This is a genomic window from Streptomyces sp. NPDC058685 (assembly GCF_042714725.1).
GTDB lineage: Bacteria > Actinomycetota > Actinomycetes > Streptomycetales > Streptomycetaceae > Streptomyces.
Window position 1 is genome coordinate 129111 of the sequence record NZ_JBHXSL010000008.1, and the last position, 26954, is coordinate 156064.

Genomic DNA, 26954 nt, shown 5'->3' on the forward strand with positions numbered 1-26954 from the left:
CGTCGGCGCCGCCGGCGTACACGCCTTCCCGCAGGGGTTGCAGTGATCAAGGGAACACGTGTTCTATTCTGGGGTCAGTGCTACCGAGGAGGCGACCATGCGCTGGGACAATCTGGTCGAGAACCCCGCAACGGCCGGGGAGACCGCGCTGTTCGGTACGTCCGCGGTGACCACCAGGACGTTCGACACGCCGGAGTTCCGGGGGATCACCTTCCACGAGGTCCGCGCGCGTTCGATTCTGAATCGGGTGCCCGGCGCCTCCCGCATGCCGTTCGAGTGGACCGTGAACCCGTACCGCGGCTGCTCGCACGCCTGCGTGTACTGCTTCGCCCGCAAGACCCACAGCTATCTCGATCTCGACACCGGCCTCGGCTTCGACTCCCAGATCGTGGTGAAGATCAACGCGCCCGATCTGCTCCGCCGCCAGCTCGCGTCCCGCCAGTGGCAGGGCGCGCATGTCGCGATGGGCACGAACGTCGACTGCTACCAGCGGGCCGAGGGGCGCTACCGCCTGATGCCGGGCATCATCTCGGCGCTGCGGGACCGGGCGAACCCCTTCTCCATCCTCACCAAGGGGACGCTGATCCTGCGCGACCTGGATCTGCTGGTGCAGGCGGCGGAGGTGACCGACGTCGGGATATCCGTGTCGGTGGGCTTCATCGACGAGACGCTGTGGCGCACGGTCGAACCGGGCACACCGGCACCGGAGCGCCGCCTCGATGTCGTCCGCACCCTCACCGACCACGGGGTCGGCTGCGGGGTGCTGATGGCACCCGTCATCCCCTTCCTCGGCGACCGCCCGGACCAGCTGCGCGCGACGGTGAAGGCGATCGCCGCCTCCGGGGCCACGTCCGTCACCCCGCTCGTACTGCACCTGCGGCCCGGTGCGCGTGAGTGGTTCATGGCCTGGGTGTCCGAGCACCACCCTCATCTCGTACGGCGCTACGAGCGGCTGTACGCCGAGGGGGCGTACGCACCGAAGTGGTACCAGCGGCGGATCACCCGCCATGTCCACGAACTGGCGGCCGAGTTCGGGATCGGACCGGCGGACCGCGGGATGCCCCGGCGAATCCGTACGCCGGAGGCCGCGGTCGAGGAGGCGGCGCCGACGCAGCTGACCCTGCTCTGAGGGCGCCGCCGGGCAGACGGGATGGCACGGGCCGGTGCGGGCGGGCGAGGGAGCCGTCGGTCCGGATTGTCAGTGGCGTACGCAAGGATGTACGCATGACTGCACAGCTCACCCATGTGAAAGCCCCTCACGGCGTGGCCCCCGGCACCGGCTACAGCCATGTCGTCTGGGGCACCGGCCGGTTCGTCGCGATATCCGGGCAGTGTGCCTTCGACGAGGACGGCAGGATCGTGGGCGAGGGCGACCCCGCGGCACAGGCGCGGCAGGTGTTCGAGAACATCCGCCGGTGTCTCGCCTCGGCGGGTGCGACCTTCTCGGACGTCGTGAAGCTCACGTACTTCGTGACCGATGTGGCTCAGTTGCCCGCGGTGCGTGCCGCCCGGGACGAGGTGTTCGCCGGGGAGCACCTGCCGGCGAGTTCGGCGGTCCAGGTGGCTGCCCTGTTCCGGCCCGAACTGCTCGTGGAGATCGAGGCGTTCGCGCTGGTCGGGGAGGAGATCTGAGCCGTGGGGGTGCGGATCCGGGACATGACGATCGATGACTGCGACGCCGTCGCCACCGTCCGGGTGCGAGGCTGGCAGGCCGCGTACGCGGGGCTGATGCCGCAGTCCTACCTCGACGCGATGAGCGTCGCCGAGGACGCGGAGAAGCGCCGCGGCTTCTTCGCCCGGAGCGCGGGCCGGGTGACGAATGTGGTCGCGGAGCGGGACGACACCGTGGTCGGCTGGGGCTGCTTCGGGCCGAGCAGGGACGCGGGCACGACCGCCGAGAAAAGCGAGTTGTACGCGATCTACGTGCTGCCCGAGCAGGTCGCCACAGGGGTGGGGCGGCAGCTGATGGAGGAGCTGACGCGCCGGGCGTGGGAGGCCGGGTTCCGCGGGATGGAGCTGTGGGTGCTGAAGGAGAACGACCGCGCCCGCAGATTCTACGAGCGGGCCGGCTTCACTCCCGACGGCGCGGAGGAACTCTTCGACGTGGACGGTGTGCCGGTCCCGGAGGTCCGCTACACGCGATCTCTCACCGGCCGGCTCTGATCGTGACGGGTGCCTTCGACGGATGTGCGCCCGCCCTCGTCCCGGCACCGGCTTGCGTGCCCGCACCCGACTCGGCGTGCGCGCCCCGTTCGGCGCCCGCTTCCGTGCCGCCGTCCCCTTCCGTTTCGGCGTCCGTCTCGGCGTCCGTCTCGCTCCCCGCCGAGATCCAGCGGCGGGAACCGGAGTCGTACTCGTGGACCGGCCTGCCCTGGTAGCCACTCGTGCGGAACGGGCGCCCATGGTCGTCGATGCGCACGGTGCCGGACCGGTCACCGCTGCTCCACGCCAGCTCCAGGAACCAGTCGCAGTCACAGGTGACCGTGCGGCCGGTGACCAGCAGGATCTCCGGGTCCTTCGCCGACACCTTGTAGGGGAAGGAGAGTGCGGGGATCGCGTCACCGGCATCGTTGCCCGCCACGGAGCGGGCGACCGGGCGGGAGGCGTCGAGGTTGACGTCGAACAGCCGGGGAGTGATCGATCCGCCGCAGCCCGGGCTCATGCTGTAGGCGTCGGCCTTCAGTGGTGCCCGGCGCGCGACCACCCGGACCTGGATGCCCTGGAGCACGACCGCCGTGTCGTTGCGGCCCTGCACCGTGATCCGTACACCGGCGTCGCCCGCGTGCACCGCGCCCACGGACCGTGCCCACTGTTCTGCGTCGGCCTCGGCCGGCGGAGGGGGTACGGCGGAGGGGCCACGCTTCACGAGATAGGTGTGGCTGCAGCCGTTCTGCCACACATGCTGATCCGTGGTCCAGGTGAACGGCGTGCCGCTTCCGCGGGGTTGGGAGCCGCCGGGCGCCCGGGTGGCCTTCGTCCGGGGATCGGGGCTCCTCCCCTCCCCCGAGCCGTGCTCCCCTTCCGCGGAATCCGTACCGGCCGCCTCGGGGGTGGTGAGCTCCTGGGGAGCGGAGCCGTCCCCCGGCGGCTGAGAGGTACCCGTGTCCTGGTCGCCGGGCTGCTGGGCGGTCGGGCGCTGCCGGTCCGCGGCGGAGAGCGGTGACTGGTCGAAGGCCATGAGCAGGACGAGCGCGAGGACGGACGCGACGAGGGCGGCGGCGTAGGCAGCGGGACGACGGAACAGACCCGAGCCGGCCCATGCGGGCACGGCTGCCGGTGCGGCCGCTTGCCGGGGCCGGTGTGCGGATACCCGGTCTCCGTCCGGGAGCCCGCCCGGCACGGGGATGCCGACACGCGCGTCCTCGGCGGGGGCGGCCGGAACGGGGGCGCCCGAAGCGGGATTGCCCGACGCCTTCGAAGTACCCGAAGCCTTCGAAATACCCGACGTGGCCGGTGCCTCGGATGCCTCCGAGGTGTCCGAGGTGGCCGGCGCCTCCGACGTGTCCGATGCCTCCGAAGTCGCCGCCAGGCCCGAAGTGCCGTGCGGGTCACCCGCGTCCGCCCGCCCGCCGCCGCTCTCCATGCGCCGGCGGCGGTCGGCGTCCGCCCGAACCCACAGCCGGTGCAGCGCGATCAGGTCCTCACCGCCGCACCCGCACAGCCGGGCCAGTCGTTCGACCGGCGCGAACTCCACCGGCACCGTGCTTCCCGAGCAGTACCGGTGCAGGGTCGACGCGCTGACGCCCACCCGGCGTGCCAGTGCGCCGTAGCTGCGGCCCGACGCGTCCCGGATCTCGCGCAGCCGCTGCGCGAACGCCTCCGTATCGGACTCCCGCGGTGTGCTCACGCCTTCAGCTCCCCCCGGCCGTCCCATGACGGCGTTTCACCCCTGCTGAAGAGTCCCACGTCAACGGGGGTGGAATGGTTCCACGGTTCCGGACGTGCCCCAGGTGCTTGCCGCCGCCTCACGAGCCGTCAAAGCTGGTGATCGCTCCACCAACCACGAACAACGGGGAAGTCCTTCATGAACATGTTCCGCACCGCTGCCCTGACCACGGCGGCCGTCGGTCTGACCGTCGTCACGATCGGCGCGGCCACCGCCGCTCCCGTGTCGCCCGCCTTCCTGTCCGCCTCCCAGCTGCCGGCCGCCTACACCGCCTGGCACGCCGACCCGGTGAAGCCCGGCACGGGCGACGACTTCTGCACCCAGGCAGTCGCGCCCAAGGCAGGCAGCAAGCACCGGGAGTTCAGGACCGAGCTGGACACGGGAGCGCAGCAGACCATCACGGTCGCGGCCACCGAAGCCAAGGCGAAGGCGCTCGTCACCAAGCTCCGGGCATCGGTCGAGAGCTGCCTCGACCGGATGAAGGAGCAGTACCCGACCATCGAGGGCGAGGCATTCCACCACGGCAGGGTCGATGTGGAGGAAGGTGCGAACGTCTACAGCATCGACACCCACGACACCGAGATCGGCTCCTCCGACATCGCGCTCTACTCGGTCGGCCGCGACGGCAAGGCCGTGACAGTCGTCCGCTGGAGCCAGTTGGGCGAGCTGGACGGGGCGCCCCTGGACGGGTTCCGGAAGACCACGCGTACCGCGGTCGCCAAGCTCTACTGATCCTCGCGGCGCCGGCCACACCGACCAGCGCGGGCCGGCGCGGGTCGGCGTCGCACGCGCACGCCACAGACTGCCCGTCGGGTTCTACCGACCCCGACGGGCACATCGGGGGAGCCCGCGGGCTCCGGGTCCGGAATCCTCCGGCCCGGAGCCCGCTTGCGTCGCTGCGGCCCGGCGCAGGCTCGCGTCGTTCCGCCTTCGGTACCCGGTCGCCCCGGAAGCGCCTTCGTGGAGCGCCTCCGTAGAGCGCCTTCGTCGAGCGCGCCCTCGTGACGGAACGATGTTCGACCGCCGGTCCGTCAGCCGATCCGGGCCAGTGCCGCCTCCGCCGCCGCCGTGAGACGTGGATGGGTCCGCGCGGAGCGCAGTATGTCCCCCGCGCGCCGGTCACCGAGGGCGCCGAGGCCCTCCACACACGCGAGCGCGACCCGCCAGTGCGGATCACCCGGCGCCAGCCGTCGCCGGAGGACCGTGATCAGGGCCGGCGCCGATTCCGGGGCGCGCAGGCGGGTCAGCAGCCGGACCGGCACCAGGGCGTAGGCGACCCTGAGCTCGTTCGTGGCCAGCGCGGCCGCCGCCCGCGGGGTACGGGGATCGCCCAGCGCCGCCAGCGCGTGGGCAGCGGAGACGCAGCGCGCCGGATCACGGTGGTTGAGCAGCAGTACCAGGGCTTCGAAAGCACGCCGGTCCCCCGCGCACCCGAGCCGGAAGGCTGCCATCTCCCGCGCCCACAAGGGGCGTTCCTGTTCGATGAGGACGCCCGCGAGCTCCTCCTGGTCCTCGGTCGCCAGCAACCGTTCGTAGCTGACCGAGCCGCCCGACTCGCCCCTCAGCCGCTGGGCCAGGGACCGTAACTCCTCGTCCATGCCGGTCAGCGTAGCGACGGGAGGGGCCGCGCACGGCGGCGATCCAGATCACACCGGACCAGGTCTGGCGCGCTCGTTACTGGCGAGTTAATCTCAAGTGAGCGGGTACCCCCGCAGAGCTCCCGGTGGCCTGGTGACGCAGCCACCGCGAGTGCAGTCGGTTCGGCAAGCACCGTGATGCGTCGGTGGACGTATCACGTACGGCGTGACTCCGGGACAGAGTCCGCCGGCCCTTCACCACGACAGCCATCCTCGTGCGCCGTGCGCCCTTTGGCACCTCCCACGCGCACCGCCCGTGCGCATCTCCCCGCGCGCGCCTCTTCTTCAGTCGTCACTCATCCCTGGAGTCCCCTGATGGACACCCCTCTCCACACCATCGCCGTCGTCGGCCTCGGCACCATGGGCACCGGCATAGCCGAGGTGCTCGCCCGGGCCGGACGTGAGGTCATCGGCATCGACATCAGCGCCGCGGCCGCCCGCCAGGCCGTCGTCGCCCTCGAAGCCTCCACCGCACGCGCCGTGGAGCGCGAGCGGATCACCGAGGAGGAGCGGAGCAACACGCTCGCCCGATTCCGCACGTTCTCCGATCTCCAGGCGGCCGCCGACGCGGATCTCGTGATCGAGGTGGTGTCCGAGTCGTACGAGGCCAAGCAGCAGGTCTTCCGTGCGCTGGACGACATCGTGCGCCCCACGACCATCGTCGCCACCGGCACCAACGCCCTGTCCGTGACCCGCCTGGCCGCCGACTCGTCGCACCCCGAGCGCGTGCTCGGACTGCACTTCTTCAACCCGGCCCCCGCGATGAAGCTGGTCGAGGTCGTCTCCTCGGTGCTGACCGCGCCCGCCGCCGTCGAAGCGGTCACCGCGCTGGCGCGTGAGCTCGGCAAGGAGCCCGTCGCCGTGGGCGACCGGCCCGGATTCGTCGCCGACGGACTGCTCTTCGGCTACCTCAACCAGGCCGCCGCGATGTACGAGGCCAAGTACGCCTCCCGCGAGGACATCGACGCCGCGATGAAGCTCGGCTGCGGCCTGCCGATGGGACCGCTGGCCCTGCTGGACCTGATCGGCATCGACACCGCCCGGACGGTTCTCGACGCGATGTACTCCGCGTCCCGCGACCGGCTGCACGCGCCGGCCCCCATCCTCAAGCAGCTGAGCGAGGCCGGTCTGACCGGCCGCAAGGCGGGGCGCGGCTTCTACACCTACGCGGCACCCGGTGCCGCGACCCCGGTGCCGGACGCGCTCACCCCGCAGCCGGCGGCCGAGGGGGCGGGCGGCCGTGAGGTCCGTTCCGTGGGCGTGGCCGGTTCCGGCACCATGGCGAGCGGTATCGCCGAGGTCTTCGCCAAGGCGGGCTACGACGTGGTGCTCGCCGCGCGCTCGCTGGAGAAGGCGGAGACGGCCAAGTCCCGTATCACCAAGTCTCTTTCCCGTTCTGTCGACAAGGGCCGGATGACGGCCGAAGCGCGGGACGAGACGCTCGGCCGGATCACTCCCGCCGGTTCCCTGGACGCCTTCGCGGACGTCGATCTCGCGGTCGAGGCCGTCGCCGAGGACCTGGAGATCAAGCAGCAGCTCTTCGCCACCCTGGACAAGATCTGCAAGGAGGGTGCGGTGCTCGCCACCACCACCTCCTCGCTGCCGGTCGTGGCCTGTGCCCGCGCCACCTCGCGCCCGCAGGACGTCATCGGCATGCACTTCTTCAACCCGGCGCCGGCGATGAAGCTGGTCGAGGTCGTCCGCACCGTTCTGACGGCGGACGACGTCCACGCCACGGTCCGCGCGGTGACCGCGAAGATCAAGAAGCACCCGGTGGACTGCGGCGACCGCGCCGGATTCATCGTGAACGCGCTGCTCTTCCCGTACCTGAACAACGCGATCAAGATGGTCGAGGAGCACTACGCCACCCTCGACGACATCGACGCCGCGATGAAGCTGGGCGGCGGCTACCCGATGGGGCCCTTCGAACTCCTCGACGTGGTGGGGCTCGACGTCTCGCTCGCGATCGAGAAGGTGCTGCACCGCGAGTTCCGCGACCCGGGTCTCGCTCCCGCGCCGCTGCTGGAGCACCTGGTGGCCGCGGGCTGCCTCGGCCGGAAGACCGGGCGTGGCTTCCGCGAATATGCCCGCCGCTGATCACACCGCCGGCTGGGGCGGACTGCTCGATCCCTCGGACGGTCCGCCCCCGGCTCCGGCCCCCGTTTCCGCCCCCGCCACAGGGGCGGGCGCTCCCCACCCACAGGCGCGCTCTCCTGCACGGATGCAGTACGTTCAGGTCATGCCGCAGCCCGCCAAGCCCGCCCGTACCAAGGCCACGTCCGACGCCCCGGAGAGCGCAGCCGGCAGTCGCGCCGCCGCACAGCGCCTCAAGATGCGGCGCGAACTGGCCGCCGCGGCGATGGAACTGTTCGCGACCAAGGGCTACGAAGCGACGACCGTGGACGAGATCGCGGCGGCCGCGGGCGTCGCGAGGCGGACCTTCTTCCGCCACTTCCGCTCGAAGGAAGAGGCGATCTTCCCGGACCACGACGACACGCTCGTTCGGGCCGAGGCCGTGCTGAACGCGGCTCCGCCGCACGAGCACCCGCTCGACACGGTGTGCCGGGGAATCAAGGAGGTCATGCGGATGTACGCGGCCTCACCCGCCGTCTCCGTGGAGCGCTACCGGCTGACCCGCGAGGTCCCGACCCTGCGGGAGCGCGAGATCGCCTCGGTGGCCCGCTACGAGCGGCTGTTCACCCGCTATCTGCTGGGGCACTTCGACGAGCGCGACCACCACGACGGCAACGACGATCCACTGCTGGCGGAGGTGGCGGCGTCCGCGGTCGTCACCGCGCACAACCACGTGCTGCGCCGCTGGCTGCGCGCCGGCGGCCAGGGCGACGTGGAGACCCAGCTCGACCACGCCTTCGCGATCGTCCGCGACACCTTCGGCACCGGCATAGGAGCCGGCCGTTCGCGGGACCGGGTGCCCACGGCGTCCGCATCCCGCTCCGGCGATCCGGCACCGGCCGCGGCGGTGACCACCGAGGGCGAGGTCCTGGTGGCCGTGGCGCGTACGGACGCGCCGCTGGACGACGTGATGCGCACGATCGAGCGGGCACTTCAGGACCGCCGCGGCTGACCCGACGCCCCAGGGGTCCCGGCCTCTCCGCCGGACCCTGAAGTTCATACGGATGGCGGTACCCGCGACCGCCGGGCCGCCCCGGGAATCACCCCCGGGCTCCCCGCTCCGAGCAGCGGAGCGCACGCGATCACTCACAGTGAGCAACGGCCGTCCCCTCGGGGGCGGCCGTTGTTGCTCATACGTGCCGCCCGGATGACAACTGAGAGAAATTGTTGGCACGCAGTGTCTTGTCACATGGCACGCCGTGCCATACGTTGAAGTTGTCCGGGCGGCCGGCGTGCAGAGACCATTCGTACGCCGGCTGTCCCAGCAAACCCTGAGTTTGCGGCCCGGACGCCTGCGTCACAGGCACCCTTCGCGCCCACCGGCGCCGCCACACCCGCACCACCCGCCGAACCGACGGCACACCTCCACACAGCAGCACACCGACGTTCCCCTCAGCGTTCCCCGCAACGCGCTTCGCCGGAGGCACCCGTGAAGGACATCCTGGACGCCATTCAGTCGACGGACAGCACGCCCGCCGATTTCGCCGCACTGCCCATCCCCGAGTCCTACCGCGCGGTCACCGTGCACAAGGACGAGGTCGAGATGTTCAACGGTCTCAAGACCAAGGAGAAGGACCCCCGCAAGTCCCTCCATGTCGAGGACGTCGCGGTCCCCGAACTCGGCCCCGGCGAGGCCCTGGTGGCCGTCATGGCCAGCTCGGTCAACTACAACTCCGTGTGGACCTCGATCTTCGAGCCGGTGTCCACCTTCAGCTTCCTGGAGCGCTACGGCCGCCTGAGCGAGCTCACCAAGCGCCACGACCTGCCCTACCACGTCATCGGCTCCGACCTCGCGGGCGTCGTCCTGCGCACCGGACCCGGCGTGAACGCCTGGAACCCGGGCGACGAGGTGGTCGCGCACTGCCTGAGCGTCGAGCTGGAGTCGTCCGACGGCCACAACGACACGATGCTCGATCCCGAGCAGCGCATCTGGGGCTTCGAGACCAACTTCGGCGGCCTCGCCGAGATCGCCCTGGTCAAGTCCAACCAGCTCATGCCCAAGCCCGACCACCTCAGCTGGGAAGAAGCCGCATCCCCCGGCCTGGTCAACTCCACCGCGTACCGCCAGCTCGTCTCGCGCAACGGCGCGGGCATGAAGCAGGGCGACAACGTCCTGATCTGGGGCGCCAGCGGCGGACTCGGCTCCTACGCCACCCAGTTCGCGCTGGCCGGCGGCGCCAACCCGATCTGTGTCGTCTCCAGCGAGCAGAAGGCGGACATCTGCCGCGCGATGGGCGCCGAGGCGATCATCGACCGCAGCGCCGAGGGCTACAGGTTCTGGAAGGACGAGCACACGCAGGACCCGAAGGAGTGGAAGCGCTTCGGCAAGCGCATCCGCGAGTTCACCGGCGGCGAGGACATCGACATCGTCTTCGAACACCCCGGCCGCGAGACCTTCGGAGCGAGCGTCTACGTCACCCGCAAGGGCGGCACCATCACCACCTGCGCCTCCACCTCGGGCTACATGCACGAGTACGACAACCGCTACCTGTGGATGTCGCTCAAGCGCATCATCGGCTCCCACTTCGCCAACTACCGCGAGGCGTGGGAGGCCAACCGCCTGATCGCCAAGGGCAAGATCCACCCCACCCTCTCCAAGGTCTACTCCCTCGACGAGACCGGCCAGGCCGCGTACGACGTGCACCGCAATCTCCACCAGGGCAAGGTCGGCGTCCTCGCTCTCGCCCCGAGCGAGGGTCTGGGTGTGCGCGACGAGGAGATGCGCGAGAAGCACGTGGACGCCATCAACCGCTTCCGCAACGTCTGACTGAGGTCCCACACATGACAGAGCGTCAGAAGGACCGGCCGTGGCTCATGCGGACGTACGCGGGCCACTCCACCGCCGAGGCGTCCAACGAGCTCTACCGGCGCAATCTCGCCAAGGGCCAGACCGGTCTGTCGGTCGCGTTCGACCTGCCGACGCAGACGGGCTACGACCCGGACCACATCCTCGCCCGCGGCGAGGTCGGCCGGGTCGGGGTTCCCGTCTCGCATCTCGGTGACATGCGCAGGCTGTTCCAGGACATCCCCCTGGAGCAGATGAACACCTCGATGACGATCAACGCCACCGCGATGTGGCTGCTGGCGCTCTATCAGGTCGTCGCGGAGGAGCAGGGCGCGGACGCCACCCGGCTTCAGGGCACCACACAGAACGACATCGTCAAGGAGTACCTGTCGCGCGGGACGCATGTCTTCCCGCCCGTGCCCTCCCTGCGGCTGACCACCGACATGATCACGTACACGGTGGCCAACATCCCCAAGTGGAACCCCATCAACATCTGCAGCTACCACCTGCAGGAGGCGGGCGCCACGCCGGTCCAGGAGATCGCGTACGCGATGTCCACCGCGATCGCGGTGCTGGACGCGGTGCGGGACTCGGGCCAGGTGCCGGCGGAGAAGTTCGGCGACGTGGTCGCCCGTATCTCGTTCTTCGTGAACGCCGGTGTCCGCTTCATCGAGGAGATGTGCAAGATGCGCGCCTTCGGCCGCATCTGGGACCAGGTCACCCGTGAGCGGTACGGCATCGAGAACGAGAAGCAGCGCCGGTTCCGCTACGGCGTCCAGGTCAACTCCCTGGGGCTCACCGAGGCGCAGCCGGAGAACAACGTGCAGCGCATCGTGCTGGAGATGCTGGCCGTCACGCTGTCCAAGGACGCCCGCGCCCGCGCGGTGCAGCTCCCGGCCTGGAACGAGGCGCTCGGTCTGCCGCGGCCGTGGGACCAGCAGTGGTCCCTGCGCATCCAGCAGGTCCTCGCCCACGAGTCGGACCTGCTGGAGTACGAGGACATCTTCGCCGGCTCGCACGTCATCGAGGCCAAGGTGGACTCGCTGGTCGACGAGTGCCTGGCGGAGATCACCCGGATCCAGGAGATGGGCGGCGCGATGGCGGCCGTCGAGTCCGGGTACCTCAAGTCGCAGCTGGTCTCCTCGCACGCGGAGCGTCGGGCGCGGATCGAGGGCGGCGACGACAAGATCGTCGGCGTGAACATCTTCGAGACCACCGAGCCGAACCCGCTGACGGCCGACCTCGACACGGCGATCATGACGGTCGACCCGGAGAACGAGGCGCGGGTGGTGGCCAAGCTGCACGAGTGGCGGGACAACCGCGACGAGACCCGTGCCACGGAATCGCTCACCGCGCTGAAGAAGGCCGCCGCGGGCACCGAGAACCTGATGGCGGCCACCGTCGAGTGCGCCCGTGCGGGTGTCACCACCGGCGAGTGGGCGTGGGCGCTGCGCGATGTGTTCGGCGAGTTCCGCGCCCCGACGGGCGTCTCCAGCGCACCCGTCGCGGTCACCGCGGAGGCGGGCACGCCGCTCGCGGTCGTCCGCGACAAGGTCTCCCGCACCGCCGACGAGCTCGGCTCGGGACGGCTGCGGCTGCTGGTCGGCAAGCCGGGCCTGGACGGGCACTCCAACGGCGCCGAGCAGATCGCCGTACGCGCCCGCGACGCCGGCTTCGAGGTGGTCTACCAGGGCATCCGGCTCACGCCCGAGCAGATCGTCAACGCGGCGCTGGCCGAGGACGTGCACTGCGTGGGCCTGTCCATCCTGTCCGGGTCGCACACCGAGCTGGTGCCCGACGTGCTGGACCGGCTCCGCGAGGCGGGGGCGGCGGACATCCCGGTCGTCGTCGGCGGAATCATCCCGAACGCCGACGCCACCGCTCTCAAAGCGGCCGGCGTGGCCGCCGTGTTCACCCCGAAGGACTTCGGCATCACCGAGATCATCGGCCGTATCGTCGACGAGATCCGGAAAGCGAACAAGCTCGACCCTCTGGAGGTCCCCGCATGACTGTCAACCGTCTGAGGCCGCGCCGCTCCTGCCTCGCAGTGCCGGGCAGCAACCCGCGCTTCCTGGAGAAGGCCCAGGGCCTCCCGGCGGACCAGGTCTTCCTGGACCTGGAGGACGCCTGCGCGCCGCTCGCCAAGCCGGACGCCCGGCACACCATCGTGAAGTTCCTCAACGAGGGTGACTGGACGGGCAAGACCAGGGTCGTGCGAGTCAACGACTGGACCACCGAGTGGACCTACCGCGACGTGGTCACCGTCGTCGAGGGCGCCGGGCAGAACCTCGACTGCATCATGCTGCCGAAGGTGCAGGACGCCCAGCAGATCGTGGCGCTGGACCTGCTGCTGACCCAGATCGAGAAGACGATGGGCTTCGAGGTCGGCAAGATCGGCATCGAGGCGCAGATCGAGAACGCGCAGGGTCTGAACAACGTCAACGAGATCGCCCAGGCATCCGCGCGCACGGAGACCATCATCTTCGGCCCGGCCGACTTCATGGCCTCGATCAACATGAAGTCGCTGGTCGTCGGCGAGCAGCCGCCCGGCTACCCGGCGGACGCCTACCACTACATCCTGATGAAGATCCTGATGGCCGCCCGTGCCAACAACCTCCAGGCGATCGACGGCCCCTACCTCCAGATCAAGAACATCGAGGGCTACAAGGCCGTCGCCCAGCGGGCCGCGGCACTCGGCTTCGACGGCAAGTGGGTCCTGCACCCGGGTCAGGTCGAGGCGTCCAACGAGGTTTTCTCGCCCTCGCAGGAGGACTACGACCACGCCGAGCTGATCCTGGACGCGTACGACTACTACACGTCCGAGGCCGGCGGCAAGAAGGGCTCGGCGATGCTCGGCGACGAGATGATCGACGAGGCCAGCCGCAAGATGGCCCTGGTCATCTCCGGCAAGGGCCGTGCCGCGGGCATGACCCGTACCTCGACGTTCGAAGCCCCGGAGGCCTGAGCACCATGCAGTTCGGACGCACCTACGAAGAGTTCGAGGTCGGGGCGGTCTACAAGCACTGGCCCGGGAAGACGGTCACCGAGTACGACGACCACCTCTTCTGTCTGCTGACCATGAACCACCACCCCCTCCACATGGACACCAACTATGCGGAGAAGACGACGGACTTCGGCAAGAACGTCGTCGTCGGCAACTACATCTACTCGCTGCTCCTCGGTATGTCCGTGCCGGACGTCTCCGGCAAGGCCATCGCCAACCTGGAGATCGAGTCGCTGAAGCACGTCGCGCCGACGTTCCACGGCGACACGATCTACGGCGAGACGACCGTCCTCGACAAGACGCCGTCCCGGTCCAAGAGCGACCGCGGCATCGTCCACGTCGAGACGAAGGGGTACAAGCAGGACGGCACGCTGGTCTGCGTGTTCCGCCGCAAGGTGATGGTCCCGACCGAGACGTACATCAAGGAGCGCGGCGGCGAGCAGCCCGGCCGCCCGGAGTTGATCGAGCCCTCCAAGAAGCCGGAGAAGTAGTCATGAGCCGACTCGCCCAGACGCACGGGCTGACCGACATCCAGCAGGAAATCCTGTCGACGGTCCGGGACTTCGTCGACAAGGAGATCATCCCGGTCGCCACCGAGCTGGAGCACCGCGACGAGTACCCGACGCAGATCGTCGAAGGCCTCAAGGAGCTCGGCCTGTTCGGGCTGATGATTCCCGAGGAGTACGGCGGTCTGGGCGAGTCGCTGCTCACGTACGCACTGTGCGTCGAGGAGATCGCCCGCGGCTGGATGTCCGTCTCGGGCATCATCAACACGCACTTCATCGTGGCGTACATGCTCAAGCAGCACGGCACCCAGGAGCAGAAGGACACCTTCCTGCCCCGGATGGCGCTGGGCGAGGTGCGCGGCGCGTTCTCCATGTCGGAGCCGGCGCTGGGCTCGGACGTGTCGGCCATCACGTCCAAGGGCGTCAGGGACGGCGACGAGTACGTCCTCAACGGCCAGAAGATGTGGCTCACGAACGGCGGAACGTCGAATCTGGTGGCCGTTCTGTGCCGGAGTGACGAAGGACACCCGGAGGGCACCGCCCCCCACAAGTCGATGACGACCTTCCTCGTCGAGAAGGAGCCCGGCTTCGGAGAGGTCCGTCCGGGCCTCACCATCCCCGGGAAGATCGACAAGATGGGTTACAAGGGCGTCGACACGACCGAACTCATCATGGACGGACTGCGCATTCCGGCCAATCGGGTACTCGGCGGCACCACCGGCCGAGGGTTTTACCAAATGATGGACGGCGTCGAGGTCGGCCGCGTCAATGTCGCGGCACGTGGCTGCGGTGTCGCGCAACGTGCCTTTGAGCTGGGCGTCTCCTACGCACAGCAGCGCCACACCTTCGGCAAGGCCATCGCCCAGCACCAGGCGATCCAGTTCAAGCTGGCCGAGATGGCTACCAAGGTGGAGGCCGCGCATGCGATGATGGTGAACGCGGCACGCAAAAAGGACTCCGGGGAACGAAACGACCTGGAGGCAGGGATGGCGAAGTACCTCGCCTCCGAGTACTGCAAGGAAGTCGTCGAGGACGCCTTCCGGATCCACGGCGGCTACGGCTTCTCCAAGGAGTACGAGATCGAGCGCCTCTACCGCGAGGCTCCGATGCTGTTGATCGGTGAAGGTACCGCCGAAATCCAGAAAATGATCATTGGACGCAGGCTGCTCGAGGAGTACCGGTTCCAGGGGTGATTGTCTCTTTCGTGGCGGTTCGACCGCGAAGAAGATCACACCCTGTCAGCGTTCTCTGAGGGTTTCCGGCCGACCGACTCGGCTTCTGGCTTTCCCAGTTACGGCTCACAACCGATAACATCGCTCGGAAAGCCGCCGTCCCCCGTTGCCAGCGCGGCATCATCCGCTACGAAGGTCATCCATGCCCCACAGCCAAACCTCTGCACCTCGCGGCCGTGTACGCCTCGCGCGCGGAGCATCGCCGTGGCTTCTGCCGACCGTCGCCACCGCCGCCCTCAGCCTCGCCCGCTCGCGCCGTTCGCGGCGCGCGGCGGTCGTCGCCGTGCCCGCCACCGCGCTCGCGGCGGGCATGCTGTGGTTCTTCCGCGACCCCGAGCGCGAGATCACTCAGGGTCGCGTCATCTCCCCGGCCGACGGTGTGGTGCAGAGCATCATGCCGTGGAAGGACGGACGCACCCGGGTCGCGATCTTCATGAGCCCGCTGAACGTCCACGTCAACCGCGCGCCCCTCGCGGGCACGGTGACGTCCGTGGAGCACATCCCCGGCGGCTTCGTGCCGGCGTTCAACAAGGAGAGCGAGAACAACGAGCGCGTTGTCTGGCACTTCGACACCGAGCTCGGCGACATCGAGATGGTGCAGATCGCCGGTGCCGTCGCGCGGCGCATCGTTCCTTACGTGCCCCAGGGCACGAAGGTCGAGCAGGGTGACCGTATCGGCCTGATCCGCTTCGGCTCGCGCGTGGACATCTACCTTCCGGAAGGTGTCGATGTCGCTGTCGAGGTCGGTCAGACCACGACTGCGGGGGTGACTCGCATTGACCGTGGTTGATCCCGACACGCAGGCGGGCTGGGCCTCCGAGGCGGATGCCGAGGACGACGCGGAGGAGATGCCTCTCTCTCTGCGGCTGTCGATAGCGGACACCCTCACTCTCGGTAACGCGACGTGTGGATTCATGGCGGTGTACTTCACCACCACCGGCATCCTCATCCCGCATCTCCAGGGCAGCCAGGAGACCGGCATGGCGCGGCACAGCGCCGCCACCGCCGTGATCCTGATGCTGCTCGCCGCGATCTTCGACCTCTGCGACGGGCTCGTGGCGCGCAAGCTGCGCAGCTCACCGATGGGCGCGGAGCTGGACAACCTCTCCGACCTGATCAGCTTCGGGCTCGCCCCGGCCTACTTCGTACTCGTGTACGGCATGGTCGCGGACGACGCCCACCAGCGGGTCTCGGCGGTGGCCGCGATCGTGGTCCTCCTGGCGGTGGTCCTGCGGCTCGCGAGATTCTCGTGCGTGACCCTGAAGGACGGCATGTTCCAGGGCATGCCGAGCCCCTTCGGCGCGCTCACGGTGGTCTCGATCGTTCTGCTGGAGCTGCCGTTCATCCCGACGCTGCTGGCGATCATCGGTACGGCGTGGCTGATGGTGAGCCGGGTCGAGTACCCGAAGCCGCGGGGTGTCCTGGCGGTGGCGATGCTCGGCTGGATCGTGGCCGCGATGGGGCTGCTGGCGGCCTGGGCGTTCGACGCCCCGGCGGGTCAGCTGCTGCTCCAGACCGGCTGCGCCCTGCAGATCGTGCTGGCGGCGACGATCCCGCTCTTCGCGACGGCACGACGGGTGAACACGATCCGTGACAACCGTCGTGAGAGCCGTGAGGCCCGGGCGGCGCAGCTGCCCTGACACGGCGACGGCATACGAGGAGGGCCCGGGTGCGATCCGCACCCGGGCCCTCCTCGTATGTGCGACAGGTTCAGCCGCGGTGGGACAGGCCCTAGCCGCCGCTCTTGAAGGACTCCGCCGCCTTGGCCACGGCCGCGGGCCGCACCACCTTCAGTCCGCCCGGGACCTTGTTGTCGGGCTTCATGATGACGCTCTGCCGGGTCGACGGCGCGGCCGGGTCGGAGAAGTCATGGGTGATGCCGAAGCCGCTCTCGTACGCGGAGAGGGTCAGCAGGGCCTTGTCGATGCCCTCGCGGGTGAGGTTCTTGTCGGCGCATGCCTTCTTCAGCACCTCGCCGTAGACCCCCATGGCCGTGTAGCCGGCGACCACACCGTTGTCGAGGCCGTCCTTCGGGTAGGCGGCCGCGTACTCCTTGGCCAGCTTGGCCGGCGCCGCGTCCGTGGCGCCGATGGGGAGGGTGGAGGCGGCGACGTAGTAGTCCTTCATCAGCGCGGGCCCCGCCGGGGTGGCGAGGAGCTGCGGTGCGTAGGCGGAGTTGTTGCCGACGACCGGCACATTGAAGCCGCCGGCGGCCGCCACGCCGACGAGAGAGGCCGCCTGACGCGGTCCCGCGCTGATGACGACGGCCTTGACGCCCGCCTTCTTGAGCGCGGCCACCTGGGCCGACATGTCGTTGTCGGTCGGTTTGATCTTCTGCTCGACGATGCTGAGGCCCGCCTGCTGGGCCGCGTACTTGGACCCGGCGAGGGCGTTCTCGCCGTAGTCGCCCTCGAAGTAGACGTGACCGATCTTGTCGCCCTTGGCGATGCGCTTCTGGGAGAGCAGATAGTCGATCGCGTTGATCGTCTCGATGTCGTACGTCGCGCCGACCACTCGGACGTACGGGCTGCCGAGCAGACTGGCCGACCATGCCTGCGGCAGGACGAGGCCCTTGTCCTGACCGTCGATGCGCTGCTTGACGGCCGCCACGAACGGCGAGCCGATGAACTGCGCGAAGCCCAGTACCTTCGGTTCGAGCTCGGTGTAGCCGGCGAGGGCCTTCTGCGGGTCGTAGCCGTGGTCGCGCACGGTCAGCTCGATCTGCCGGCCGCAGACACCGCCGGCCGCGTTGGTCTGCTTCGCCCACAGCTGCTGGGCCTGGGTGACGCTCTTGCCGAGTGAGGCGTAGACCCCGGTCATGTCGGTGAGCACGCCGAGGGTGATGGTCTTGGCGGTGACGCCTTCGCCGGTCTTCACTCCCCCGGCGTCCTTCCCACCGCCGTCACCGCTCGTCGCCTTCTCGCTGCATCCGACGGCGCTGAGCGCCAGTACGGCCAGCACCGCCATGTATCTCTTCGGCTTCATGTCTTCTCCCGTCGGGACACTGTCGGGCGGGTGAGTCCGCCGGGCAGGAACAGCACCACCGCGACCACCGCGGCGCCGTACAGATAGCGCGACGCCTCCCCCGGCGAGACGCCGCCCGTGCCCGGGGCGGCGACCAGCGGGAGGCTGTCGCTGTAGTGGGTGAGCACTTGGGGCAGCAGGGACACGAACGCCGCGCCGACGACCGCGCCCGCGACCGTGCCGAGACCGCCGATCACGATCATGGCGAGGTATTCGAGCGAGAGGATCATGCCGAAGTACTCGGGGACCGTGCGCTGGAAGACCAGGGCGAGCAGAACGCCCGCGAGACCCGCGTACATCGACGAGAGGACGAAGACGGCGGCGCGGTAGCGGGCGACCGGGACTCCCATCACGCCCGCCGCTATGCGGTGGTCGCGCAGGGCGTTCATGGCGCGCCCGGGGCGGCCGCGCAGCACACCGCGGGCGAACAGCCCGCAGGCGAGGAGCGCGACCAGGGCCGCGTACCAGAGCTTCTCCGCCGACTGGAACGGCACGGCGGCGATCACGACCTCCGTGTCGTCGAAGGTGAATCCGAACAGGGACAGCGGCGGGACGGCCCGGCCGTTGAACCCCCCTGTCAGATCATTCGCGTTGAACAGCACATGCTGGCCGATGAAGATCAGGGCGAGGGTGGCGATCCCGAGATACGCCCCGCTCAGCCGGCCGGCGATGGGGCTGAACAGACCGCCCGCCGCGCCCGCGAGCAGGACGGCGAGGATCGCGGCCAGCCAGGTCGGCAGGCCGAGGCCGGTGAGACGGTGACCGTTCTCGACGTCGTTCCCGCCCGCGAGGACGCAGTAGCCGTACGCGCCGACGGCGAGGAAGAAGGCGTGGCCCATGGAGAGTTGGCCGGTCGCGCCGGTGAGCAGATTGATGCCGATGGCGCCGATCGCCGCGGCCATCGCGAACAGTCCGGCCTGGAGCCAGAAGCGGTCGAGGTAGAAGGGCAGGGCGAGGAGCAGGAGACCGCCGAGGATCCAGGCGTACGCCCGGGGGTTCCTGAACGCCACGGAGACCCTGGGCGCCCTGAGGGACGGGGACTTGTCGAGCGTCTCGGGCAGGGTGTCAGACACGCGCGGGCTCCTTCGTGCCGAAGAGTCCGGCCGGCCTGATGAGCAGGACGAGCACCATCACCAGATAGGGCGCGAGATCGCCGATGCCCCGGCCCAGGAAGGACAGTTCGCTCTGGTACCCGGTGGCGAACGACTCGGTGACACCGACGATCAGCCCGCCCGCGAGGGCGCCGGTGGTGGAGTCGAGTCCACCGAGGATCGCGGCAGGGAATGCCTTGAGCGCCGCGAGCGAGGTGGCGCGTTCCAGCCCGGGGGTCGGGAAGACGGTGAGGAACAGCGCGGCGACGGCCGCGAGGCCGCCCGCCACGCCCCACGCGGCGAGGGAGACCCTGCCGAGCCGCACCCCCATCAGCGCGGCGGTCTGCGGGTTCTCGGCGGCCGCCCGCATGGCCACTCCCCAGGAGGTGAAGCGGAAGGCCAGCAGGAACGCGGTGATGAGGAGGGCGGCGGCGACGAACGCGGCGATCCGGGTCTGCGCGATGGTGATGTCGCCGATGGTGACGACCCGGTCGCCCCAGGGGTCGCCCAGGGCGAGGACGTCCGTGCCGATACGCCGGGTGAGTTCGGTGGTCAGCAGGATGTCGACACCGATGGTGACGATGGCGAGGACGCTGTGGTCGGAGCCCCGGTAGCGGCGCATCACGAAGAACTCGACGGCGGCTCCCACGACGGCCGCGCTCGCGATGCCGACGGCGAGTGCCGCCCAGAAGCCGATGTCGTCGTGGAGGACGGCCGTGACATAACCGCCGGCCAGCAGGAGGGACGCGTGGGCGAAGTTGACGACCTCGGTGGCCTTGAAGATGACGACGAAGCCGAGGGCGATCAGGGCGTAGACGGAGCCGATGGAGAGCCCGCCGAGAAGAAGTTCGGTGAAGGTCGTCATGCCTGCGCACCTGTTCCGAGGTAAGCCCGGACGACCGCCGGGTCGCTCTGCACCTGGGCCGGGGTGCCGTCCGCGATCCGGCGCCCGAAGTCGAGTACGGTCACGGCGTCCGCGAGCCGCATCACCACCCCCATGTCGTGTTCGACCAGCACGATGGATATGCCGAGACCGTCGCGCACGCCCGCGATGACGGCGGCGGTCTGCTGCCGCTCGTCGGCGGTCATGCCCGCGACGGGTTCGTCGAGCAGGAGCAGCCGCGGCTCCATGCACAGCGCGCGGCCGAGCTCGACAAGCTTCTGTTTGCCGTACGGGAGCGCTCCGGCGGGCCGGCCGAGATCGGCCGCGAGCCCCACGAACTCCGCTATCTCACCGACGCGTTCCCGGTGCCGCCGCTCCTCACGGGCGGCGGACGGCAGCCGCAGTCCGGTGGAGAGGAAGCCGGCGCGGGTGAGCCGGTGGCGGCCGAGCAGCAGGCTGTCCGCGACGGTGGCGTGCGGCGGGAGGGCGAGGTTCTGGAAGGTGCGGGCGACACCGAGCGCCGCGATGCGGTGCGGGGGCAGGCCGGTGAGTTCGCTGTCGCCGAAGTGGACCGTGCCGGAGGTGGCGCGGTAGACACCGGACAGGACGTTGAAGCAGGTGGACTTCCCCGCGCCGTTCGGGCCGATGACGGCATGGACGCTGCCGGGCGCGACGGTGAAGGAGACGTCGTCGAGCGCGGTGAGACCGGCGAAGCGGACGGTGAGGCCGGAGACGGTGAGCGCCGGCGTGGCGGCGGCGTCGTCCACGGCAGCGGCCGTGTCCGGGATCGTCATGCGGACCACCTCCGCAGCGCCGGTGCGGCCGCCTCGGCCCGTACGGCGTCCTCCGCGGCCTCCTCGTCGACCACTCCCAGATAGCGCCTGCGCACCTCGTCGGAGGCGGCCAGCCGGTCGGCGGGTCCCTCCAGGGCGACTTCACCGACCTCCAGGACGTACGCCGTGGAGGCGAGCCGGAGCGCGATCGCCGCGTTCTGCTCCACCAGCAGGACCGAGGTGCCCGCGGTGTTGATCTCCTGGACGGTCTGCGCGATCCGTTCGGCCATCAGCGGGGCGAGTCCCAGCGACGGCTCGTCGAGGAGCAGCAGCCGGGGCCGTGCCATGAGCGCCCTGCCCAGCGCGAGCATCTGCTGCTCACCGCCGGACAGCAGACCGGCCCGCTGGTGGGCGCGATCGGCCAGGACCGGGAAGAGTTCGTGTACGCGGGCGAGCGCCGCGGCGGCCTCCCGCCGGCCGCCACGCGCCCCCAGTGCGCCCGCCCGCAGATTGTCGGCCACCGTCATCCGTGCGAACACCTGCCGTCCTTCGGGCACTTGGACCACTCCGGCGGCCACGACGCGCGCCGGGCTGAGCCCGTCCAGCGGGCGGCCCTCGAAGTGGACGGAGCCCGCGGTGACCCGGCCGCGCTGAAAGGTGAGGGTGCGTGAGATCGCGCGCAGCAGCGTGGACTTGCCCGCGCCGTTGCCGCCGAGCACGGCGACCACCCTGCCCTCCGGCACATCGACGGAGACCTCACGCAGCGCCCGCACCGGCCCGTAGCCGACGGACAGTGCTCGTACCTCGAGCGAGGCGGCCATGCAGTCCCCCTTCCGGGGCCTGTGTCCTGTGTGCCCCTGTGGTGCCTCACATCAGCACCGGCGCCGCCCGGCCGTCCACGCCGCAGGGGCGAATCGCTGCGGATGACCAGCGGCGCAGCGCACACCTTGTGCACGGGCACAAGCGCCGCCACCCTCGGCGGCGGGTGGCCGCGGGGCGTGCGGTGGACATCGGCGCAGGGCGTGCGAGTCCGGCCGGAGCGGGCTGCCGAACAGCCGCTGCCGTGAAACCCGTTCGACCGGCCCCGGGAGATGGGGATCATGGCCGGATGCCGTCGCCCGAAGCAGCGCTGAGTGAACTCCACGACCGTGCCACGCTCTGGAGCGTGGGCGAGATCCCCGCGGCCGACGTCGTCGACGCGGCCTGCGACGCGCTCGTCGCCGGACTCGACGGCCCCGGACTCCGGCAACTGGCGGCCTGCACCCGCGCCGAGGCGGGCTACGCCGTGCACGACCTGCTCCCCGTGGCGCTGGACGAGCTCGGCGTGGCCTTCCGTACGGTCGCGGGCGAGGCCCGCGAGGAGGCGGCTGTGCGAGCGCTCGCCCGGCGCATGCTGTCCGGGCGGTCGGCACCCTGGGAACTCACGTTCCGGCTCCACCAGCTCTACGGGCACGAACTGCCCCTGGCCGAGCGGCTCGTCGAGCTCGACGACGAGTACGCCGTGATCGAGGGCGACGACGGAGCGGTGGCCCGGGTGACGGCCGCGGTCATGGAGGAGACGCGACGCATCACGGGCGGCCCGCACGGCCCGATCGAACTCGCGGACGCGCAGGGCTGATACGGGCCGGTCGGCCGACCGGGCCGACCGACCGGCTCGATACGGATGACCGATCCGCGGCGGCTGACCGGCCCGGCTTGGGCGACGCGCTCGGCGCGGGCGACGGACTCCGCGGGACGACCGGCTCGGGCGGGCGACCGGCTCGGCGCGGGCGACCGGCCCGAGGCGGACGACGGACTCCGCGGGACGACCGGCACGGGCGGGCGACGCGCTCGGCGCGGGCGACCGGCCCGAGGCGGACGACGGACTCCGCGGGACGACCGGCACGGGCGGGCGACCGGCTCGACGCAGGCGACCGGCTCGGCGCGGGCGACGGACTCCGCGGGACGACCGGCGCGGCGGGACGATCGGCGCGGGCCGACGACGGGCTCGGCGCGGACGACCTCCTCGATACGGACGACCGATCCGCGGCGGCAGACCGGCCCGGCCGCGGACGACCGGCTCAATGCGGACGACGGTGCGGGACGACCGGCTCGGCGCTGAAGAGCGCGCTGCCCTCCTGGGACGCGTACGCACCAGCCATCCTCTGCCGACCAGATGGAGAGGCACCCGCGGCCGGCTCTCCCGCGCCGAGGAGTGCGAAGGAAGCCTGCGGGCCCGCCTGGCACGACGCGCGCCGGCCGCCCGCGACTGACGGTCGCCCCCTCGGCTCGTGCAGCAGACGTCTTCACGAACACATCGCGGCCTCGCCGAGCCGAGCGGAGCAGCGACGGGCCCGTGGGCGCCGGGCGCGCCCGGCCCGCACATCTCGGCCGTGCCCCGCCAGCCCGGCTCAGCTCACGTCGGGAAGTCCCGCGCGATGTTCTCCGCCACCTTCTCCGGCAGCGGACGGGGTCCGGTTCCAGCTCCAGCAGGGGCGCCCTCTCGGCTCGGGCAGCATGCCGCTTCACGAACGCGTCGTTCGCTCGCCGACCGGGGCGGGACGGGCCCGTGGACGCCGGACGTGCGCCACCCGGGCCCGGGTCCCGGCCCGCACATCCGGCCGCGCCCGCGCCCCGGCTCAGCTCACGTCAGGAAGTCCCGCGCGATGTTCTCCGCCACCTTCTCCAGCAGCGGGCCCGCCTCCGCCATGCAGCGGGCCGGGTCCGGTTCCAGCTCCAGCAGCGGGTAGGCACGGCGGATGCCCGCGCGGCCGAGGGCCTCCGGGGGCAGGGTCAGCCGGCCGCAGACCGCGACGACCTCGATGCCCTGCGCACGCGCCGCCGCCGCGACGCCCGCCGGTGCCTTGCCGTGCAGGGTCTGCTCGTCGAGGGAACCCTCGCCGGTGATCACCAGGGTCGCTCGCGCCAGGGCGGGGGCGAACCCGAGCACGTCGAGCATCACCTCGATACCGGGGCGGAAGCTCGCGCCGAGCGCGACCAGCGCCCCGTAGCCGATGCCGCCCGCCGCTCCCGCCCCGGGCAGACCGGCCTGATCGGGACCCAGGATCGAGGCGTAGTGCGTCAACGCCTCGTCCAGGGTGGCCACGTCCTGCGGTGTCGCACCCTTCTGCGGGCCGTACACGGCGGGGGCGCCCTTCGGGCCGGTGAGGGGGTTGTCGACGTCGCTGGCGAGGACGAGTTCCACGTCCTTGAAGCGCGGGTCGAGCCCGGACAGATCCGCGGAGGCCAGCTCCCGCAGGCCACCGCCGCCGGGGGTGACGGGCGCACCGCCCTCGTCGAGGAAGCGGGCGCCGAGCGCGGCCAGCATGCCCGCGCCGCCGTCGGTCGTCGCACTGCCGCCGACGCCGAAGACGATCGTGCGGGCGCCCGCGTCGAGCGCGGCACGCAGCAGTTCGCCGGAGCCGTATGTGGTGGCGGTGAGCGGCGCGAAGACCCCTTCGGGAAGGTGCTGGAGGCCGGACGCCTCCGCCATCTCCACGACGGCGGTGCCGTCCCGCAGGGCGTAGGTCGCCGTCACGGCCTGGCCGAGAGGGCCGGTCACCTGGGCCTCACGGCGTTCGAAACCGGCCGCCACCGCAGCCGCGACGGTGCCGTCGCCGCCGTCGGCGACGGGCAGGGTCTCCACCTCCAGGCCGGGCACCACCCGCTGGAGGCCCGCCGTCACCCGCTCCGCGACCTGTACGGCCGTGAGCGAGCCTTTGAACTTGTCAGCCGCCACGAGCACGCGCGCGGGCTGATGAACTGCTCCGTCCGTCACTCTGCTATCCCTTGCTGTCGAACAGGCAGTCGCGCCGCCCCGACCTTATCCGGCAGGTCACAGGACGTGCCACCCCACCACGAACCGTGAGAACCCGCACACGACACGGACACGGGACGAATCCGTGCGTCCACCACCGCGCGCTTCGGGCCGCACTTCGGTAGACCGGACGTATGGGACTGCACCACTCGGAGCTCGCCGACCGGACACTCGGCGGCTGGCTCGGCAGGATCGCGGGGAACATGCTCGGCAAACCGGTCGAGCGTGGCGATCACTGGACGCGTGAGCGCATCGACCGCTATCTGCGCCGCACCGGTGCCCTGCCGCTCACGGACTATCTGCCCGGGCCACCGGCGGACGCGGGACCCGGCGAGTTCGCGCTGCGTCCGGAATGGCGGGAGTGCGTACGCGGCCGGATCCACGGCAGCTGCCGTGACGACGACATCGACTACGCGATCCTCGGTCTGCATCTGCTGGAGACCCACGGCTTCGCCTTCACCACCGAGCAGGTGGGCGACCTGTGGCTGCTGCGGCTGCCGTATCTCCAGACGTTCACCGCCGAGCGGGCCGCGTACCGCAGCCTGGCGAAAGGCCTCAAGCCTCCGCTCACCGCTTCGTACGACAACCCGTACCAGGAGTGGATCGGCGCGCTCATCCGCGCGGACATCTTCGGCTGGACGTCTCCCGGTGATCCGCACCGCGCCGCCGCACTGGCCCGCCGGGACGCGGTCCTGTCGCACACCGGCAACGGTGTCTACGGATCGATGTGGGCGGCAGCCCTGGTGGCCGCCGCGTTCACCGCGAGCCGACCGCGCGAGGTGATCGAGGCGGCCCTGGAGCACATCCCGGCCGGCTGCCGCCTGGCCCGTACGGTCCGCCACACCACGGCCCTGTACGACGCGGGGACGTCCTGGTCCGACACGCTGGCCGAGATGGAGGACCGTACGGGCGGCCTCGGCTGGATCCACGTCGTGCCCAACGCCGCCGTCATCACGGCCGGACTCCTGTACGGCGCCGGAGACTTCACCGGCACCGTCGCCCTGACCGTCCGCGGCGGGCTGGACACCGACTCCAACGGCGCCACGGCGGGCTCGGTCGTGGGCGTGCTGTGCGGAGCCGCCGCCATCCCCGCGCAGTGGACTCGGCCGCTGGAGGACCGGGTGCGCAGCGCGGTGTTCGGATTCGACGGTTCGCGCATCAGTGAACTGGCGGAGCGTACGGTCCGGTTGACCGCGACGGCGTGAGGAGGCGGCGGCTGCCGTTTCAGGCGTCGAGGACGGCGAGGTCCATCCGGCCCAGCCGTTCGCGGTCCGCGATGACGTCGATGGCCGTGATCCCGTCGTCGGTGACCGTGAAGGCGAGGACCAGCGACAGCCGGCCGCGCGGTGCCATCGCCAGGCCGATCCGTCCGTCGAGGAGCGCGAGTCCGGTGAAGCGGGCCCGGCCGGTGGCGGCCATCGCGCCCTTGGCAACCGTGGCGGCGCCGCCGACCACGACGGGTTCGGGGGTGGGAATGACCGACGCGTCGGCGGTGAGGACGACATCGGGGTGGAGCAGCGCCACCAGCGCGTCGAAGTTGCCGCCGCGGGTGGCGGCCAGGAACGCCTCCACGGCCTCACGCTGACGCATCAGGTCGGCATCGGGTGCCGGGGTGCCGCCCTTGATCCGGCGGCGCGCACGGCTCGCGAGCTGTCTCACCGCAGCCGGCGAGCGTTCGAGCATGGGACCGATCTCGTCGAACGGCACCGCGAACATGTCGTGCAGGACGAAGGCGAGCCGTTCGGCCGGCGTCAGCGTGTCGAGGACCACCAGCAGCGCGACCCCGACCGAGTCCGCCAGCAGCGCCTCCTCCTCGGGGTCACCGCCGGTCTCGGAGCCGAGGGGCGGCTCGGGCACCCCCGCGTCCAAGGGGTCCTCACGCCGTGACTGACGCGAGCGCAGCATGTTCAGGCAGACCCGGGCGACGACGGTGGTCAGCCAGCCGGTGAGGTTCTCCACGCCGTCGGTGCCGGCGCGACGGGCACGCAGCCACGCTTCCTGCACCGCGTCCTCGGCCTCGCTGAGCGAGCCGAGCATCCGGTAGGCCACCGCCACGAGGTGCGTCCGGTCGGCGGCGAACCGCTCGGTCAGAAAGTCGTGCTCGTCCATCGGTCACATTCCCCGTTCGCCATGTGTCAGAGAAGCAGAACCTCGAAAACTACCGAGCGGGTCCGGGAGTTGCCTTCCCGGCCCCACGACTTCAG

Annotated in this window: 24 protein-coding genes; 15 read left to right on the plus strand and 9 right to left on the minus strand. The window is 70.7% G+C overall.

Translation table 11 applies throughout. The features are described from left to right. Positions 1–97: 97 nt before the first annotated feature. The 3 genes from ACFWU3_RS10155 to ACFWU3_RS10165 all read left to right on the plus strand — a co-directional run bounded on the left by ACFWU3_RS10155 (position 98) and on the right by ACFWU3_RS10165 (position 2163). On the plus strand, positions 98–1129 hold the full coding sequence (locus ACFWU3_RS10155) for an Rv2578c family radical SAM protein (protein WP_384433976.1): 1032 nt from the start codon (positions 98–100) through the stop codon (positions 1127–1129). 95 nt (positions 1130–1224) lie between these two features. Continuing rightward, positions 1225–1632: a RidA family protein gene (locus ACFWU3_RS10160; protein WP_384433979.1), complete on the plus strand. Its 408-nt coding sequence runs from the start codon at positions 1225–1227 to the stop codon at positions 1630–1632. Positions 1633–1656: 24 nt separating this feature from the next. Continuing rightward, positions 1657–2163 (plus strand): GNAT family N-acetyltransferase, encoded by a 507-nt coding sequence (locus ACFWU3_RS10165; protein ID WP_384433982.1) that lies wholly within the window; start codon positions 1657–1659, stop codon positions 2161–2163. Here the strand turns inward: ACFWU3_RS10165 and ACFWU3_RS10170 are convergent. Further along, positions 2147–3847, minus strand: coding sequence for a helix-turn-helix domain-containing protein (locus tag ACFWU3_RS10170; protein ID WP_384433985.1), 1701 nt, complete (start codon positions 3845–3847; stop codon positions 2147–2149). The genes ACFWU3_RS10165 and ACFWU3_RS10170 overlap by 17 nt on opposite strands. Before the next feature lie 177 nt (positions 3848–4024). Between ACFWU3_RS10170 and ACFWU3_RS10175 the strand changes: the two genes are divergently transcribed. After that, on the plus strand, positions 4025–4618 hold the full coding sequence (locus tag ACFWU3_RS10175; RefSeq protein WP_384433987.1) for a hypothetical protein: 594 nt from the start codon (positions 4025–4027) through the stop codon (positions 4616–4618). 299 nt (positions 4619–4917) lie between these two features. On the opposite strand, the gene ACFWU3_RS10180 is transcribed toward ACFWU3_RS10175, so the two are convergent. Continuing rightward, positions 4918–5484, minus strand: a complete 567-nt coding sequence (locus ACFWU3_RS10180) for an adenylosuccinate lyase (RefSeq protein WP_384433990.1) — start codon at positions 5482–5484, stop codon at positions 4918–4920. A gap of 354 nt (positions 5485–5838) precedes the next feature. Here ACFWU3_RS10180 and ACFWU3_RS10185 point away from each other — a divergent pair, with 354 nt between their 5' ends. The 9 genes from ACFWU3_RS10185 to pssA all read left to right on the plus strand — a co-directional run bounded on the left by ACFWU3_RS10185 (position 5839) and on the right by pssA (position 16823). After that, entirely contained in the window at positions 5839–7620 is a 1782-nt protein-coding gene (locus tag ACFWU3_RS10185) for a 3-hydroxyacyl-CoA dehydrogenase family protein (protein WP_384433993.1), read from the plus strand. 142 nt (positions 7621–7762) lie between these two features. Further along, positions 7763–8608: a TetR family transcriptional regulator gene (locus tag ACFWU3_RS10190; protein ID WP_384433996.1), complete on the plus strand. Its 846-nt coding sequence runs from the start codon at positions 7763–7765 to the stop codon at positions 8606–8608. Positions 8609–9085: 477 nt separating this feature from the next. Beyond that, on the plus strand, positions 9086–10423 hold the full coding sequence (gene ccrA / locus ACFWU3_RS10195) for a crotonyl-CoA carboxylase/reductase (RefSeq protein ID WP_384433999.1): 1338 nt from the start codon (positions 9086–9088) through the stop codon (positions 10421–10423). Positions 10424–10437: 14 nt separating this feature from the next. Then, on the plus strand, positions 10438–12450 hold the full coding sequence (locus ACFWU3_RS10200; RefSeq protein ID WP_384434003.1) for a protein meaA: 2013 nt from the start codon (positions 10438–10440) through the stop codon (positions 12448–12450). Beyond that, positions 12447–13406 (plus strand): HpcH/HpaI aldolase/citrate lyase family protein, encoded by a 960-nt coding sequence (locus ACFWU3_RS10205; protein ID WP_384434006.1) that lies wholly within the window; start codon positions 12447–12449, stop codon positions 13404–13406. The genes ACFWU3_RS10200 and ACFWU3_RS10205 overlap by 4 nt, the downstream gene beginning before the upstream one ends. A 5-nt stretch (positions 13407–13411) precedes the next feature. Next, positions 13412–13936, plus strand: a complete 525-nt coding sequence (locus ACFWU3_RS10210; RefSeq protein WP_313943227.1) for a MaoC family dehydratase — start codon at positions 13412–13414, stop codon at positions 13934–13936. Positions 13937–13938: 2 nt separating this feature from the next. Then, positions 13939–15144, plus strand: coding sequence for an acyl-CoA dehydrogenase family protein (locus tag ACFWU3_RS10215; RefSeq protein WP_384434010.1), 1206 nt, complete (start codon positions 13939–13941; stop codon positions 15142–15144). Between the two features lie 181 nt (positions 15145–15325). Beyond that, a complete protein-coding gene (locus ACFWU3_RS10220; protein ID WP_352205475.1) occupies positions 15326–15973 on the plus strand; it encodes a phosphatidylserine decarboxylase in 648 nt (215 codons plus the stop codon). Continuing rightward, complete coding sequence (gene pssA, locus ACFWU3_RS10225; RefSeq protein ID WP_384434013.1) at positions 15960–16823, plus strand: CDP-diacylglycerol--serine O-phosphatidyltransferase; 864 nt, start codon at positions 15960–15962, stop codon at positions 16821–16823. Before ACFWU3_RS10220 ends, pssA begins: the two co-directional genes overlap by 14 nt. Before the next feature lie 91 nt (positions 16824–16914). Here pssA and ACFWU3_RS10230 read toward each other — a convergent pair whose 3' ends face one another. From ACFWU3_RS10230 to ACFWU3_RS10250, 5 genes are read right to left on the minus strand one after another with little or no spacing between them, the layout of a single operon-like run. Continuing rightward, entirely contained in the window at positions 16915–18168 is a 1254-nt protein-coding gene (locus ACFWU3_RS10230) for an ABC transporter substrate-binding protein (RefSeq protein ID WP_384434016.1), read from the minus strand. Next, positions 18165–19217 carry a branched-chain amino acid ABC transporter permease gene (locus tag ACFWU3_RS10235; protein WP_384434298.1) on the minus strand — a complete coding sequence of 351 codons (1053 nt, stop codon included), beginning with the start codon at positions 19215–19217 and terminating at the stop codon, positions 18165–18167. Before ACFWU3_RS10235 ends, ACFWU3_RS10230 begins: the two co-directional genes overlap by 4 nt. Positions 19218–19272: 55 nt before the next feature. Continuing rightward, positions 19273–20163 (minus strand): branched-chain amino acid ABC transporter permease, encoded by an 891-nt coding sequence (locus ACFWU3_RS10240; RefSeq protein WP_313943231.1) that lies wholly within the window; start codon positions 20161–20163, stop codon positions 19273–19275. After that, positions 20160–20975, minus strand: coding sequence for an ABC transporter ATP-binding protein (locus ACFWU3_RS10245; protein ID WP_384434020.1), 816 nt, complete (start codon positions 20973–20975; stop codon positions 20160–20162). Before ACFWU3_RS10245 ends, ACFWU3_RS10240 begins: the two co-directional genes overlap by 4 nt. Next, a complete protein-coding gene (locus ACFWU3_RS10250) occupies positions 20972–21775 on the minus strand; it encodes an ABC transporter ATP-binding protein (RefSeq protein ID WP_384434023.1) in 804 nt (267 codons plus the stop codon). The genes ACFWU3_RS10245 and ACFWU3_RS10250 overlap by 4 nt, the downstream gene beginning before the upstream one ends. A 287-nt stretch (positions 21776–22062) precedes the next feature. Between ACFWU3_RS10250 and ACFWU3_RS10255 the strand changes: the two genes are divergently transcribed. Further along, positions 22063–22572: a hypothetical protein gene (locus ACFWU3_RS10255; protein ID WP_384434026.1), complete on the plus strand. Its 510-nt coding sequence runs from the start codon at positions 22063–22065 to the stop codon at positions 22570–22572. A 1005-nt stretch (positions 22573–23577) separates the two neighbouring features. On the opposite strand, the gene ACFWU3_RS10260 is transcribed toward ACFWU3_RS10255, so the two are convergent. Beyond that, positions 23578–24711 (minus strand): glycerate kinase, encoded by a 1134-nt coding sequence (locus ACFWU3_RS10260; RefSeq protein ID WP_384434028.1) that lies wholly within the window; start codon positions 24709–24711, stop codon positions 23578–23580. A gap of 173 nt (positions 24712–24884) precedes the next feature. On the opposite strand from ACFWU3_RS10260, the gene ACFWU3_RS10265 reads away from it, so the two are divergent. Further along, on the plus strand, positions 24885–25955 hold the full coding sequence (locus ACFWU3_RS10265; RefSeq protein WP_384434031.1) for an ADP-ribosylglycohydrolase family protein: 1071 nt from the start codon (positions 24885–24887) through the stop codon (positions 25953–25955). 19 nt (positions 25956–25974) lie between these two features. Here ACFWU3_RS10265 and ACFWU3_RS10270 read toward each other — a convergent pair whose 3' ends face one another. Continuing rightward, a complete protein-coding gene (locus tag ACFWU3_RS10270; protein ID WP_384434034.1) occupies positions 25975–26859 on the minus strand; it encodes a sigma-70 family RNA polymerase sigma factor in 885 nt (294 codons plus the stop codon). Positions 26860–26954: the final 95 nt, after the last annotated feature.